Annotated in this window: 16 protein-coding genes and 1 pseudogene; 13 read left to right on the top strand and 4 right to left on the bottom strand. The window is 59.8% G+C overall.

Annotated elements, in window-relative coordinates; translation table 11 throughout:
• Window positions 1-1,130: pseudogene (locus V3H18_RS11775) on the top strand (chromosome segregation protein SMC); the annotation flags it as partial.
• Between the two features lie 103 nt (window positions 1,131-1,233).
• Here V3H18_RS11775 and V3H18_RS11770 read toward each other — a convergent pair.
• Window positions 1,234-1,776 carry an acyltransferase gene (locus tag V3H18_RS11770; RefSeq protein ID WP_332082247.1) on the bottom strand — a complete coding sequence of 181 codons (543 nt, stop codon included), beginning with the start codon at window positions 1,774-1,776 and terminating at the stop codon, window positions 1,234-1,236.
• Between the two features lie 168 nt (window positions 1,777-1,944).
• Window positions 1,945-2,634: a hypothetical protein gene (locus V3H18_RS11765; protein WP_332082246.1), complete on the bottom strand. Its 690-nt coding sequence runs from the start codon at window positions 2,632-2,634 to the stop codon at window positions 1,945-1,947.
• Window positions 2,635-2,948: 314 nt separating this feature from the next.
• Here V3H18_RS11765 and V3H18_RS11760 point away from each other — a divergent pair, with 314 nt between their 5' ends.
• From V3H18_RS11760 to V3H18_RS11725, 8 genes are all read left to right on the top strand, one after another.
• The gene (locus V3H18_RS11760) at window positions 2,949-3,827 is read left to right on the top strand and encodes an FkbM family methyltransferase (protein ID WP_332082245.1); all 879 of its coding nucleotides are present in this window, start codon (window positions 2,949-2,951) and stop codon (window positions 3,825-3,827) included.
• Between the two features lie 181 nt (window positions 3,828-4,008).
• A complete protein-coding gene (locus V3H18_RS11755; protein ID WP_332082244.1) occupies window positions 4,009-5,022 on the top strand; it encodes a glycosyltransferase in 1,014 nt (337 codons plus the stop codon).
• Window positions 5,023-5,179: 157 nt separating this feature from the next.
• Entirely contained in the window at window positions 5,180-6,040 is an 861-nt protein-coding gene (locus tag V3H18_RS11750; RefSeq protein WP_332082243.1) for a class I SAM-dependent methyltransferase, read from the top strand.
• Window positions 6,041-6,350: 310 nt separating this feature from the next.
• Window positions 6,351-6,689, top strand: coding sequence for an AtpZ/AtpI family protein (locus V3H18_RS11745; protein ID WP_332082242.1), 339 nt, complete (start codon window positions 6,351-6,353; stop codon window positions 6,687-6,689).
• Window positions 6,690-6,724: 35 nt separating this feature from the next.
• Window positions 6,725-7,489 (top strand): F0F1 ATP synthase subunit A, encoded by a 765-nt coding sequence (locus tag V3H18_RS11740; RefSeq protein ID WP_332082241.1) that lies wholly within the window; start codon window positions 6,725-6,727, stop codon window positions 7,487-7,489.
• A gap of 45 nt (window positions 7,490-7,534) precedes the next feature.
• Window positions 7,535-7,756 carry a F0F1 ATP synthase subunit C gene (locus V3H18_RS11735; RefSeq protein ID WP_014892520.1) on the top strand — a complete coding sequence of 74 codons (222 nt, stop codon included), beginning with the start codon at window positions 7,535-7,537 and terminating at the stop codon, window positions 7,754-7,756.
• A gap of 99 nt (window positions 7,757-7,855) precedes the next feature.
• Window positions 7,856-8,431, top strand: coding sequence for a F0F1 ATP synthase subunit B family protein (locus tag V3H18_RS11730; RefSeq protein ID WP_332082240.1), 576 nt, complete (start codon window positions 7,856-7,858; stop codon window positions 8,429-8,431).
• Between the two features lie 13 nt (window positions 8,432-8,444).
• On the top strand, window positions 8,445-8,924 hold the full coding sequence (locus tag V3H18_RS11725) for a F0F1 ATP synthase subunit B family protein (RefSeq protein ID WP_332082239.1): 480 nt from the start codon (window positions 8,445-8,447) through the stop codon (window positions 8,922-8,924).
• A gap of 141 nt (window positions 8,925-9,065) precedes the next feature.
• On the opposite strand, the gene V3H18_RS11720 is transcribed toward V3H18_RS11725, so the two are convergent.
• The gene (locus tag V3H18_RS11720; RefSeq protein WP_332082238.1) at window positions 9,066-9,659 is read right to left on the bottom strand and encodes a hypothetical protein; all 594 of its coding nucleotides are present in this window, start codon (window positions 9,657-9,659) and stop codon (window positions 9,066-9,068) included.
• Between the two features lie 35 nt (window positions 9,660-9,694).
• Entirely contained in the window at window positions 9,695-10,228 is a 534-nt protein-coding gene (locus V3H18_RS11715) for an invasion associated locus B family protein (protein WP_332082237.1), read from the bottom strand.
• Window positions 10,229-10,555: 327 nt separating this feature from the next.
• Here V3H18_RS11715 and coxB point away from each other — a divergent pair, with 327 nt between their 5' ends.
• From coxB to V3H18_RS11695, 4 genes are all read left to right on the top strand, one after another.
• Window positions 10,556-11,419, top strand: coding sequence for a cytochrome c oxidase subunit II (gene coxB, locus V3H18_RS11710; RefSeq protein WP_332082236.1), 864 nt, complete (start codon window positions 10,556-10,558; stop codon window positions 11,417-11,419).
• 43 nt (window positions 11,420-11,462) lie between these two features.
• Window positions 11,463-13,124 (top strand): cytochrome c oxidase subunit I, encoded by a 1,662-nt coding sequence (ctaD, locus tag V3H18_RS11705; protein WP_332082235.1) that lies wholly within the window; start codon window positions 11,463-11,465, stop codon window positions 13,122-13,124.
• 101 nt (window positions 13,125-13,225) lie between these two features.
• Window positions 13,226-14,158 carry a heme o synthase gene (locus V3H18_RS11700; protein ID WP_332082234.1) on the top strand — a complete coding sequence of 311 codons (933 nt, stop codon included), beginning with the start codon at window positions 13,226-13,228 and terminating at the stop codon, window positions 14,156-14,158.
• 11 nt (window positions 14,159-14,169) lie between these two features.
• Window positions 14,170-14,379 carry a CoxF gene (locus V3H18_RS11695; protein ID WP_332082233.1) on the top strand — a complete coding sequence of 70 codons (210 nt, stop codon included), beginning with the start codon at window positions 14,170-14,172 and terminating at the stop codon, window positions 14,377-14,379.
• Window positions 14,380-14,383: the final 4 nt, after the last annotated feature.

Below are 14,383 nucleotides of genomic sequence, written 5' to 3'. Positions count from 1 at the left end.
CCAGCCGCGCGGCGCGCGTCGCGGCGATCGCGCGCGAAAGCGCCTCCTGGGTCGAGCGGCGCGACCGCGCCCAGGACCGGCTCGGCGAACTCGAAGAACGGCTCGTCGCCGCGCGCGAGGAGCATGAGCGGCTGGTCGACGCGCCCGACGCCTTCATCGAGCGGCGCCGCGCGCTGATGAACGCGCTCGAAGAAGCCGAAGCCGCCCGCCGCGACGCCTCCGACGCGCGTACGAGCGGCGAGACGCGCCTTGCGGAGGCTGACCGCGCCGCCCGCGTCGCGCTGGAGGCGATGAGCGCCGCGCGTGAGGAAATGGCGCGCAGCGAAGCGCAACTCGAGGCCGCGCGCCAGCGCGCCGGCGACGTCGAGCGCGCGATTCTGCACGATCTCGAATCGACGCCGCAGGCGCTCGCGGAACTCGCGGGCGTCAAGGACGGCGACCAATTGCCGGAAATTGCGGACATCGAGAAACGCCTCGAAGGCTTGCGCGCCGACCGGGAGCGGCTCGGCGCCGTCAATTTGCGCGCCGAGGACGAACTCGCCGAAGTCGAGGCGCAGCGCGAGAAGATGATCGCCGAGCGCGACGATCTTTCCGAAGCGATCAAGAAATTGCGCGCGGCGATCGCGAGCCTCAATAAGGAAGGGCGCGAGCGCATGCTCGCCGCCTTCGACAAGGTCAACGCGCATTTCAAGGAGCTTTTTACGCTGCTTTTCGACGGCGGCTCGGCGGAATTGCAGCTTGTCGAAAGCGATGATCCGCTGGAGGCGGGGCTCGATATTCTGGCGCGGCCGCCGGGCAAGAAGCCGCAGACCATGACGCTGCTCTCGGGCGGCGAGCAGGCGCTCACCGCCATGTCGCTCATCTTCGCGGTGTTCCTCACCAATCCGTCGCCGATCTGCGTTCTGGACGAAGTGGACGCGCCGCTCGACGACTCAAATGTCGAGCGCTTCTGCGATTTGCTCGACGAGATGCGCAAGAAGACGGATACGCGCTTCGTGACGATCACGCATAATCCGATCACCATGGCGCGCATGGATCGGCTCTTTGGCGTGACGCAAGCGGAGCGCGGCATCTCGCAGCTCGTGTCGGTCGATCTGGAGCAGGCGGAGAAATTCGCGCTGGCGAGTTAAGCGGGCGCTTAGGAGAGCGCTGGATTGCGAGCGACGACGCGTGAATTCCCGCTCTTGCTGGCGCGTCGGCGTTCAATAGCCATATGTCGCATAGCGCCAAGCGTTAAATAGCTTCTGGCGAGCGTGCGGCGGCGCAGACGCTGGGATCGGCGTATTCTGGGGATACCGGCTTGATCGGTTTTGCAGGTACGCCCGCATAGAACCATCCCGCACGAACATCTTCCATTACGACGCTGCCGACGCCGATGACGGCGTTCTCCCCAATCCGACAAGGACCGATTATAGTTGCGTTAGTCGCGATCCAAACGCCTTTTTCAATAATGACGTCGCGCCCCGACAGGGGGATGGAGCACTGTCGAGCGAGATCAAACTGGTCGATCGCATGGGTGCCAGTCAGAACGCTGACATTGTGCCCAAAAAAAACGAAGTCTCCGATATGGACGTCTCCCGACGACAGGTTAAACAAGGTGTTGATAAGAACGACGCCCTTTCCTAAGTGTAGCCTGGCTCTGCTTCCCCAAATGGTCGGAGTGAGCATCAACTCATGCGAGATCAATGGAGTTAGACGTTTAGCTAACGCCTTTGTTTCCTCTGCCGTCATTTTATCAATTAATTCCATTATATCGCTGCTCACTTTAGCCTCCATGTTTGCATCCAATCCATTTGAATTCTTTGTGTTTTAGAGCAAGTTCCGAAAAAGCCGGTCAATTTTTTAATTTACGCCAGCCCAGCTGCATGTGAGGGAGCGCATGCCCTGGCTCGACGACTTCCTAGCGCAACGCCGGGGGGGGGGCGACCGATCGCCTCCGGTACCTTAGATAATGACCCAGCTCCGATTGTGCTCGTCAATTCTGTGAATGCGTCGCGGGAGCTTCTTGTGAATGCGTTCGGGTTCGAAGCTTTCTGGATTTTGCAACAGGTCTTCGCGAACGAAAATGCAATTTATTGCGTTGCACCAGACGTTCACATATCCTTTCGAACGCCCGATCTTTTGTAGCGCCGTGACGGAGGCTCCAAAATAGGCCGTGCCATCCCATCGATGATCGATATTAAATGGGATGCTCCTGCTGTCGCCAAAATCGAAATTGCCATTACATTCGATGACGACGATTTTGGGACTGGCGTTCAACGCCATCCACACCCATAGGTCCTGTCCGTCGATATCGATCGAGATGAGATCGAAATCCCTGGGGACTTTGTATTTTGATAGAAGCAGATTGATGTTGAGTGCGGTAATGAACTCTTTTTGGACTTGATAATGAGACGGGTAATTCTGACCGTCCATCCATAGCCCAAACCAGCCGCTCTCTCGCAGGAGGCGCGTGTTCGCCTCGATCCCATGCGTTTCGAGCGAGCCTGCCACGCGTGGCCCTACGCCAAACTCGACATAATAGCCATTCTGAATTCTAAGCGTTTCCACGATTTTCTCGATCACGCCGTCTTCCGTGAGCTGAGAATGAACCCGCCGCTCGAACTTTTCCAAATTGGGGTTCAGCCAATACATACTTGATCCTGAACGGCTTCGTTAGGGAGAGGGCTTCGTTGGCGGACGTCGGAGACAGCGACGTTTTTCGCTGTCGAGGTCTTGGCCTGGCTTTCTGATCCATTGCAAAAAAATGCGGTGATTGGCGAGTTGAACGAAGTCGGCGCCCCTTGGATTTCTTCGTCCCCGACGCCGGCGTCGCTTGTCTCGCCGGGCGCCAGAGCGTAAACATTCGCCATCGAAGACGCCTCCCCTCCCTCCTAAAGCTTGGTATACGATCGTTTCGCAAGTTAATGCCGATTTTTGCCGCGGTTGGTTTCAAAAGGAGAAACTGTGTGAGTACGGATAGTCCAAACGTCGAGACGATGGTGGTGCAAAGTCTTTTTTTGAAGGACTTTCACGTGAGAACTCGAATGTTTGAGGCATTGAGGAACAATCCGGATAGCGAATTGTTCTGCGTGGAGACTGAAAACGAAAAGTGGATCATAAATTTGAAGGATCCCGTAATTTGCGCGGGAATATTCATTTGGAAACAGGCGCCTGATTTTGGCAAATTGCTAACGGCGCTTGCTCTGCTGAAACTGCATAATCAATTTCCCGATTCCATGCTCGATATCGGGGCGAATATTGGCACAATCTGCATCTCGGCCGTCGCTCGCGGAGTAATGAAGCGAGCCGTGGCGATCGAGCCGCATCCGCTCAACTGTACGTTGCTGAGAACAAACGCCGTGCTGAATAACGTGCACCAAAAGATAAGGATCATCGAGGCGGCGGCAGGCGCGGTTGACGGCGAGACCGTCGAACTCACTGTTTGCACCAACAATTACGGTGACCATCGTGTGCTCTGTTCCGGCGTGGCGGATACAAGTCTCGCTTCTCGGGACAAAATATCGGTTCCCGTGGCTCAACTCGACGCTCAACCAGACGTTGATGGCTCAATGATATGGATGGATATCCAGGGCTATGAGGGATACGCGTTGATGGGCGCGAAAAGGCTGCTTTCAGCCAAGCCCCCGCTTGTGCTCGAATTTTGGCCACATGGAATGCAGCTCGCGCAGAGCTTCGATCTCCTTCAAAACGCGATTGCTCATTATCAGGGCTTTTACGATCTAGACAAGCCAACGGGACTGCGGCCCCTGAGCGAGCTTCCCGCGCTTTGCGCCGAATTGGAGGCCACGCAAAAGGGTTCGTTCACGGATATTCTGGTCGTTTGATCGAGCGCTCAATGAGCGCATGTGATCGAAGCGGGATCGCTATGGCGTTTATCGCCCAATAGACTTCCCTCATGAGCGATTGTCTGTTAGGGGGCGGGCGCTGACCCCAACATTGACAAGTTCGTCGCCTTCCGCATAGACGCGCCTTTGCGCCTTCGAGGCGGCCATTATGGATCAATCGATGACCAACATTCTCTATCTTAGCGCTCATGCGATTCTCGAGCGGGACGAGGTCATTCTCCTTCAATCGCTTGGCTACAACGTCTATTCGCCGCAAACTGTCATTGAGAGCGATTGGGTGGACGCCAGGGATATCGACAAATCATTCGCGGAGACATTGAAAAAGGAGCTTGGAGAAGCTCCATGCCACAAATCTCAGATCTCGGATCGTTTCCTTGAAGTTTTCGACATCGTGATTTGCGAGCAGGACTTCAACTGGCTTCACCAGAATCGGCAACGGTTGAAGGGCAAGCGAGCGATCTTACGAACGCTCGGCCAATTGTTGTCGCCCAGTGAGAGTCAGATCGTTAACCTCGAAGGCGGGAGGAATTTTGAAATTGTCCGCTGCTCTCCGGCGGAACGGACTTTGTCGACTTACGCCGGCGAAGACGCGGTAATCCGATTTTACAAGGATCCGGCGCGATACCATGGATGGACTGGCGAAGAGCCGGCTATTCTCGGCTTTGGCAACATCCTGACGCGGCGGCCGGAACATGTTTCATTGGGTTTTATGCTTCAAGCGACCGCTGGATTTGATTTTCGGTTGTATGGGGCTGGCAATGCGGGGTTGACCGCCTCGCGCGGCATGGCGAATTCGGAGGAAATGCCTTCTTTATATAGAACCCACCGGATATATTACAGCCACCATACCATTCCAGCGAGTTACACCTTGTCTTTTCTTGAAGGCCTGATGACGGGCGCGCCCGTGGTTACGCCGGGACCGGAGGTGTTAAAACATACGAGCTTATTTCGAGCTTACCCGGAGATTGAGGCGCTCTATGAAGTGCCGCAGCTCATCAAGAACAAAATAAACGGCTTCACTCCGAATACGATAGAGGAGGCTCAAAAAGTTTTTGCTTCTCTTCTCGCTGACCAAAAAATGGCCTCGGAGATAGGGGCGGCCGGGAGAACGCTGGCGTTGGAGTTGTTTGGGATGGAAACGATCAGGGAACAATGGAAGAAATTCCTTGGCTAACCGATAATAAAGAGGGCGCGTCAGGTTCAACCGCGCCTTTGGGGGCGGCGCCGCTCTATAGTTCTCTGCAGGGTTGCAGGCGTCTGCCTGAGCGATCGATTTGATGAAAGGCGCCGCTTTCGTTCGATCGATATCGGTGATTGCTGGAGAAAATCATATGGAGGGGACTCTTACATCCACAGACGTCTGCGATGCGCTCGCGCTCCTGAGGCCTTACGATATTGACATCCCCAAGATCAGATATGGGTCCGCAGGCGATGGCGGCTATATTTTCGCGAATGCGACGCTGCCTTCTCAGCCGCTTTTGAGCTTCGGCGTCGCAGGCAATTGCGATCTCGAATATGAATTCGCCGAGCGCGGCCATAAGGTGGTCATGTTCGACCCCAGCGTCGAGGGGCCGCCCAAGCAACACGTGAATTTCACCTTCCACAAAATTGGCCTGGGCGGAAGGGACGACCCGGAAACGGGTTATGTTTCTCTCGCGAGCGCCTTGGATATGGCCGGCTTCCGGGGACGAAACGACGTTATTTTGAAAATGGACATTGAAGGCGCCGAGTTCGACGCATTCAGCTCCGCCGATCAGCAGGTTCTCCTCCATTTCGATCAGATCGCACTCGAAGTTCACTGGCTGAGCAAGCTGATCGACAGCGATTTCAGGCGGCAATTCGTCGATAGTTTTAATAACATCAATGCGATGTTCACGCTGTTTCACGTCCACGCCAATAATTGCGCGCCGCTTCTCGTTATAGGGGGAGCTAAGTTCGTCGATCAGCACCATGTCGTGGGAGGCGCGGTTGTCGCTCAGGCGCTGGAGCTATCCTACATTCGGTCGAGCAAGGTCGCGGCGCATCCCTCGCGCACCGTCTATCCGACGGTTCTCGATAAGCCGAACTACCCTTTCTCGCCTGATCATCTGCTTGCTTTTTTCCCCTTCCTGCCCTGCGATGACGATACATTCGAGAAGATTAAGCTCGTCGCGAAGATCAACGATCTTCAATATGTGCGCAGGCCCGGATGAGATCTCCCCGTCGCGCCTTTGGGATTGAGAAGGCTTGCCTCATCGCCGAGGGCGCTTCGCAAGCGCAAAAAATGGGCGCCGGACGGATGCGCGCTATGGCTTAATTTATAGAAAAAACATTGGGTTGCGGGATCGGTCAACCGCCTTGACTTACGCTCACCCCCTCAATATGTTGCGCGCGGCTCGAAAGGCTTGGCCGTAAGGTTAGGTTTTCGCGCCGTCCCCAGAGCCGGTTCCGAACAATCCCGTCCCGCGCGGTCGCGCCCTCCTTGATTTTTCGCGCGTCCACAACGCGCGATGGAGAATGTCGATGAGCGACGAGGAAGATGCGGAGCAGGCGGCGCTCAAAGCGCGGCTCCAAAAGCTCGACGCGGCCTTGCGCAAGGTCGATGTGGAGCAGGCGGCGGAAAATGCGCCGCCGCCGGAGCGCAAGGGCTTTGCGCGCGCGATGCGCATCGGGCTCAACGCTTTCTCCGAGTTCGTCGGAGCGGTGTTGGCGGGCGGTCTGATCGGCTGGTACGCCGACGCGTGGCTCGGCACCGGGCCGTGGCTCCTGATCCTCCTGCTGGGGCTTGGGATCGCGGCTGGATTTTGGAATGTCTATCGTCTGGCGAAACCCAAAGGGCCGGACGAAGACTCGCAAAACTAAACGAGGGCCGGGCGCCAAACGCCCGGAAGGAACAGATGGCGACAGAAGCGGCGACGGCGCCCAATCCGATTGAGCAGTTCGAGATCACCCGAATCTGGCCTTTCAAGATCAGCGGGATCGAGACCTCCTTCACCAACGCCTCGCTCTTCATGCTGCTCGCGGCGCTTGGGGTCGTCGCGCTGATGATTCTCGCGACCTCGAAGAAGGCGATCGTGCCGGGCCGCGTTCAGGCGCTCGCCGAGATGCTCTACGAATTCGTCGCCGGCATGGTGCGCCAGACCGCGGGGACGGAAGGGATGAAATTCTTCCCCTTCGTCTTCACGCTCTTCTCCTTCATTCTCATCGCCAATCTGATTGGCCTCATTCCCTACACCTATTCGGTGACGAGCCAGATCGTGGTGACCTTCGCTTTCGCGGCTTTCGTGATTCTGCTGGTCGTCCTTTATGGCGTCTATCGCCACGGCTTCGGCTTCCTCAAGCTTTTCGTGCCGCATGGCGTGCCGCTGCCGGTGCTCTTCGTGCTGGTGCCGATCGAGATCATCTCCTTCCTGTCGCGGCCGATTTCGCTTTCGGTGCGTCTCTTCGCCAATATTCTCGCGGGGCATATCACCCTCGCGGTCTTCGGCGGCTTCGTGATGATGCTGCTTGGCGCCGGCGCCTGGGCGGCGCTCGCGCCCGTTCCGCTCGCCGCGATTGTCGCGCTTTATGCGCTGGAGCTGCTGGTCGCCTGTCTGCAGGCCTTCGTCTTCAGCGTTCTCACATGCGTCTATCTCAATGACGCAATTCACCCGGGCCACTGATAAACATCCAACAATAAACGTCGCCCCATTCAGCAGGAGAATAACATGTCAGAAATGCAACTTGTCGGTGCGGGCCTCGCGGCGATCGGCACCGGCGCGGCGGCGATTGGCGTCGGCATCATCTTCGGCAATTTCGTCAATGGCGCGCTGCGCAATCCGTCCGCGGCGGCGAGCCAGTTCACCAACGCCATCATCGGCGCGGCGCTCGCGGAAGGTTTGGGCATTTTCGCCTTTCTGATCGCGATTCTGCTCTTCCTGAAGCAGTGACCTTCGGCGCCCGGCCCTCCCGGTCGGGCGCCTTTCGTCTTTTGCAAGAAAGCGCATCGTGGCGCGCAAGGCGCGCGACGATCATGCGAGGCTAGGATCATGTCCGTGGCGATCATCTCTTCCGCCCATGCCGCCGAGAGCGAGCAGGAAACGCATGCGTCGGTCGACGCCGGGGAAACCCATCACGCAGGCGGCTTCCCCCCTTTCGAGAGCGAGAATTTCGCGCCGCAGCTTTTCTGGCTTTTCCTGATATTCGGCCTGCTTTACGTGCTGATGTCGCGCGTCGCCTTGCCGCGCGTCGGCTCCATTCTCGAAAATCGCGAAACGAAGATCTCCTCCGATCTCGGCGCCGCGCGCGAACTGCAGGCGAAGGCGCAGACCGCCGCTGCGGCGAATGACGAAAATCTGCGTTTGCGCCGCGAGGAGGCGCAGGCGATCGGCCGGGACGCGCAACAGAAAATCGCCAAGGAGACCGCCGATCAGCGCGCGCGCGCCGAGGCCGAGGCCGCGGAGAAAATCCGCGCGTCCGAGGAACGGATCGCTTCCGCCAAGACTCAGGCGCTCGCCAATGTGCAGGAGATCGCCGTCGACGCGGCCGCTTCGATCATCGAGAAGCTCGCCGGCGTGAAACTCGCCAAATCGGCGCTCGCCGAGCATCAGACGTCGTCGAACTGAGGAGACAAGCGCCATGCATTTCGACGCGGAATTCTTCGTCGCAATCGGTTTTGCGATCTTCGTCCTCGTGCTGCTCTGGGTTGGCGCGCATTCGAAATTCGTCGCCCTGATCGACGCCCGCATCAATCGCATCAAGGGCGAACTCGCGGAAGCCGAGCGCTTGCGCCATGAAGCCGAGGAGCTGCTCGCCTCCTTCGAGCAGAAGCGCGTCGCAGCGGAAGCCGAGGCCAAGGCCATTGTCGCGCAGGCGAAAGACGAGGCGGAGCTGATCGCGGCCGAAGGCCGCAAGCGGCTCGGCGACTTCCTGGCGCGCAGCGTCAAGCAGGTCGAGCAGAAGATCGCTCAGGCCGAAGCGCAGGCTTCCGCCGAAGTGCGCGCCGCGGCGGCCGACGCGGCGGTGAAGATCGCCGAGCGCGCGCTCGTGAAGGGCGTCGATGGCGCGAAGGATTTCGTCGCCGCCGGCATCAATGAGGTGAAGTCGCTCGCGCATTAACGCGCGTTCCGATCAGACGAGATCTTCCGATCGACAGGAAATCGCGCCCATTTAAATAAGCTGGAGCAAGTTTGGACCGAAAAAGTCTGTCGACTTTTTCGGTTCTGCTCCAGCCGCGAGCGGCGCTTCCTTGGCGTTCTTTCAGCGCTTGCGCTGTTTCGCGGATGCCGGCTTTTCGACGCCGCCGCCCTGCGTGAAGCCCACGAGAATTTCGTAATCCTCCTGCGCTTTGAGACTCATGACCGGCAGGGTCACGGGATCGGCGACGATGCGAAATTCGTCGCGCGTCCCGCCGGCGGGAATTGAGGCGGCGACGCGATAGGTTTTTTCCGAAACGATCGAATCGTCCTTCTGCCGGCGAAAGGCGATGCGCAGATTGGCGCCATAGGCGCCGGGCTGTCCGGCCGCGCCGAGCACGGCGGAGCCTTCGACGCCGACCTTGATCGTCAGTTTGTCGCCGTCGATGATGCATTCGCGCGCGGTCGAGTTGATGGAAAGCTGGTAACGCACATTGGCGCTGTCGGCGTCCGCGGGCGCCCGCATCATCGCCGCGCCGGGCTCGAGAAACACTTCGGGACAGTCGGGCGTCGCGCCAGGCGGCGGCGGCGCGCCTTCCTTGCCGCCAAAGAGACTGGGAACGCCGATTTTCGGCAGTTCGAAAGCGTCGGCGGCGGCGATCGGCCACAGGGCCGCCGCGGCGAATGCGAATCGCAGCGCCCTGCTGCGATTCGTCAAACGATGGCTCATCTGCGGGGAGGCGCTAGCGTCTGTCATGGCAGTTTCGCGAATCCTTCTTTGAACCCTTGCAAGGTCAGCGGCAGTCCGACGCCTTCCTCGGGAACCTGATGGATGATGAAGGTCGCGGTCTTGCCGCTTCTCAACTGGTCGATGAGCTTGTCGTCCATCACGACCTCCGCGATGCAGCCGGTCGGCAGACATTTGACGAAGCCGGCGCGGCCGATGTCGGTCTGGTCGATCTTGAGGCCGAGCCCATTCGGCAGCAACACGCCGAGCGGCGCGATGACGCGCAGCAGCCGGCTTTTGCCGTCGCTTGTTTTCAAGACGATGACGACGAGATGAATGTTGGTCTTGTCATCGGCGACGACGCTTTGGACGAGCGCGCATTGCTCGCTCGCCGCGCCGGCCGGCGTCTCGCAACGCATTTCCCAATCGCCAAATTTCGATTTGACCGCGCCTTGCGCCTGCGCCGTCGAGGGCGTCGTCGCGACGGCGAGCGCGAAAGCGGCGACGACGAGCTGTTGTCGCAACAAATCCAGGGGGTTCTCGGGGTGCAACGGTTTCATCTTCGCTCCAGCAGGACGCAGATCGCGCCGCTCCGATACCGCATGATCGAGAAGAGCAAAAGGGGCGGCGACGATGCGCCGCTCGGCTCGATTGTTGCTAGCAAATGAGACTGAACTGTCAAGTTCGGCGCCGCAGCCGCCATATCCCCGCCAAATCCCATCGGCCGCGACGATTTGTCAGGAGAATTTGGAGTTGCAACAATTGCGCGAACCGGCGGTTTGTGATTGAAACTGCCGACTACCGAGCGGGGCGGCTTTTGGGCGGGCGGCGCGCGGAAATCACAAAGAGAACAAGACTGGCTGCTTAAGGTGCGAAAGGCGACTTTCATGGTTATCGGCAAACGACAGATGCGGGCCTGCGGCGTACGCGTCGCCGCAGTCGCGATACCGGCGATTCTTTGGGCCGGTTTCGCCTTCGCACAGGAGATAGGGCGACCGACGCCGGGCGGGCTCGGGCTTCCGAATATGGCGACGCCCGTTGGAGATGAAACCCAGCAGTTTTACAATCTCATATTGATGCCGGTCATTTCCTTTATCGCTCTCTTCGTGCTCGGCCTCCTGGTTTACGTTTGCTATCGCTTCAACGAGCAGGTCAATCCGATCCCCTCCAAGCTGACGCACAATACGCCGCTCGAGATCATCTGGACGCTCATCCCCGTTCTGATCCTGCTGTTCATTTCCGTGCCTTCGCTCCGCCTGTTGTCGAATCAGGTGGTGGTGCCGGAGGCCAGCGTCACTCTCAAGGTCACCGGCAATCAGTGGTATTGGTCCTACGCCTATCCGCAGGATCAGGGCGGCGGCTTCAGCTTCGATCAGATGCTGAAGCCCGAGTCCGATCTGGCGCCCGGCGAGCTTCGTCTGCTGACGGTGGACAATGAGGCCGTCGTGCCGGTGAACGAGGTCGTGGCGGTCCATATCACCTCGAACGACGTCATTCACGCTTTCGGCATTCCCTCTTTCGGCGTGCGCATGGATGCGATTCCCGGGCGCCTGAACCAGACCTGGTTCAAGGTGGAGAAGGAAGGCGTCTACTACGGCCAGTGCTATTTCATCTGCGGCAAGGACCACGCCTACATGCCGATCGTGATTCGCGCGGTGAGCCGTGAGAAATACGATGCATGGCTCGCCGAAGCGAAGCAGAAATTCGCCGGCGCCGATTCGCGCATGCGAGTCGCCGCCGAAAGCCGCTGAAGAGACGCAACGGAACATAACAGTCTTTCTAAGGAACATGACGATGGCGAGTTCGACGACGGCTGGAGCGCACGATCTTCCGAGAGGGTTTCGCCGCTTTCTCTTCTCCACCAATCACAAGGACATCGGCACGCTCTACATCATCCTCGGCGCGATCAGCGGCATTATCGCCTTCCTGCTGTCGCTCGGGATGCGGCTTGAACTGGCTTATCCGGGCGTGCAGATCTTTCCCTGGCTCGCCGAGACGCTTCAGGGCGCCGATCCGGCGATGGCGCTCGACGCCGGCAAGAATCTCTACAACGTCTTCATCACCGTGCACGGCGTGCTCATGATCTTCTTCATGGCCATGCCCATCCTGATCGGCGGCTTCGGCAACTGGTTCGTGCCGATCATGATCGGCGCGCCGGACATGGCGTTTCCGCGGCTCAACAACATCTCGTTCTGGCTGCTCGTCGCGGCGCTCGTGCTCGCCGTCTTCTCCATGTTCGCCGAAGGCGCGCCGGGCATGAGGGGATTTGGCGGCGGCTGGACCTTCTACCCGCCCCTGTCCTCCAATACGGGCTCGCCCGGCCCGGCGATGGATTTCGTGATCCTCGCGCTGCACCTTGCCGGCGCCTCGTCGATTCTCGGCGCGATCAACTTCATCACGACGATCTTCAACATGCGCGCGCCGGGCATGACGCTGCACAAGATGCCGCTGTTCGTCTGGTCGATTCTGGTCACGGCCTTCTTGCTGGTGATGGTCCTGCCGGTGCTCGCGGGCTGCGTCACCATGCTGCTCACCGACCGCAACTTCGGCACGATGTTCTATGATCCGGCCGGCGGCGGCGATCCGCTGCTGTTCCAGCATCTCCTGTGGTTCTTCGGCCATCCGGAAGTCTACATCATCATCCTTCCGGGCTTCGGCATCATCAGCCAGATCGTCGCGACCTTTTCGAAGAAGCCGGTGTTCGGCTATCTCGGCATGGTCTACGCCATGGTCTCGATCGGCGTGCTCGGCAGCATCGTCTGGGCGCATCACATGTATACGGTGGGCATGTCGCTCAACGCTCAGCGTTACTTCATGCTCGCGACCATGGTGATCGCGGTGCCGACCGGCATCAAGATCTTCTCCTGGATCGCGACGATGTGGGGCGGCTCGATCTCCTTCCGCGCGCCGATGATCTGGACGATCGGCTTCATCTTCGTCTTCACCATGGGCGGCATCACCGGCGTCGTGCTGGCGAACGCTGGCGTCGACCGGCAGTTCCACGAGGGCTACTACGTCGTCGCGCATTTCCACTACACGCTGTCGCTTGGCGCCGTCTTCGCCCTTTACGCGGGATTCTATTACTGGTTCCCGAAAATGACGGGCTACATGTATTCGGAGACTCTGGCGAAGGCCAATTTCTGGCTGATGTTCATCGGCGTCAATCTGGTGTTCTTCCCGCAGCACTTCCTCGGGCTCGCCGGCATGCCGCGCCGCTACATCGACTATCCCGACGCCTATGCGCTGTGGAATCTGGTGTCGTCCTCCGGCATGATCTTCGTCTCGCTGTCGATCATCGTCTGGCTTTACGCGATCGTCGAAGCCTATGCGAAGAAGCGGCAGGCGGGCGCCAATCCCTGGGGCGTCGGCGCGACGACGCTGGAATGGACCTTGCCCTCGCCGCCGCCTTTCCATCAGTTCGAAGTGCTGCCGCGCATCACCGAGCCGCATCACTGACGCAATAAAGACGCCGGCGCGGAAATGCGCGCCGGCGGGAAAGCCGCGGGGGGCGATCTTAGGTCTCGCGTCTCGCGGCCAGAATGAATGAGCCAAGGGTCATGAGCGACGCATCCTATCTGGACGACGATCAGGCTCCGCGCATTTCGGTCGCGGCGCCGTCCGACTATTTCGCGCTGCTCAAGCCCCGCGTGATGTCGCTCGTCATCTTCACGGCGCTCGCCGGCCTGCTGCTCGCGCCGGCCTTTCCGCATCCGCTCATCGCTTTCGCGTCGCTGCTCGCGATCGCGGCGGGCGCCGGCGCCTCGGGCGCGCTCAACATGTGGTATGACGCCGATCTCGACGCCGTGATGACGCGCACGCGCAAGCGGCCGATCCCCGCGGGGCGGCTCGACGCCGAGGCCGCGCTCGCCTTCGGCCTGGTGCTGGCGACGCTCTCTGTGTTCACCCTCGGCTATGCGGCGAACTGGTTCGCGGCCGCGCTGCTCGCCTTCACCATCTTCTTCTACATCGTGATCTATACGATGTGGCTCAAGCGCTCGACGCCGCTCAACATCGTCATCGGCGGCGCCGCCGGCGCGCTGCCGCCGATGGTCGGCTTCGCCGCCGCGACGGGCGAAGTCAGTTTCGCCAGCGCCATTCTCTTTGCGATCATCTTCGTCTGGACGCCGCCGCATTTCTGGTCGCTCGCGCTGCTGAAGAGCGACGACTATGCGCGGGCTGGCGTGCCGATGCTGCCCAATGTCGCCGGCGCGGGCCGCACCCGCCTCGAAATATTGCTCTATTCGCTGGTCTTGGCCCCGCTCGGCGTCGCGCCTTGGGCGCTCGGCTTCGCTTCGGCCGCCTATGGCGTCGTCTCCATCGGCTGCGGGCTGGCGCTTGTCGCCTTGGCCGTGGCGGTCTTCCGCAAGCGCGACGGCGACGCGGCGCAACGCGCCGCGCGGCGGATGTTCTTCTTCTCGATCGTCTATCTCTTCCTGTTGTTTCTGGTCATCGTCGTCGAACGGACGGCGCATTTCTTCGCGCTGATTTAGGCGAGGGAGCGATGGCGACGAAGATGAACGAAGCGGCGCGAAGAACGCAGGCCGGCGGAAGCGCCAAGACCGCGAAAGGCGTCGTGCTGACGGCGGAGCAGCAAAGCAGCCGCCGCGCGCGCAATGTCGCGATCGGCGTGACGATCGGTCTGCTCGTCATTCTTTTCTATGCGGTCACCGTCGTGAAGTTCGGCGGCGCCATCCTCAATAGGACGATCTGACGCC

The sequence above is a fragment of the Methylocystis borbori genome (genome assembly GCF_036576025.1).
Lineage (GTDB): Bacteria > Pseudomonadota > Alphaproteobacteria > Rhizobiales > Beijerinckiaceae > Methylocystis > Methylocystis borbori.
The sequence above is the reverse complement of the archived record's forward strand: the minus strand, read 5'-3'. Positions and strand labels throughout refer to the sequence as shown.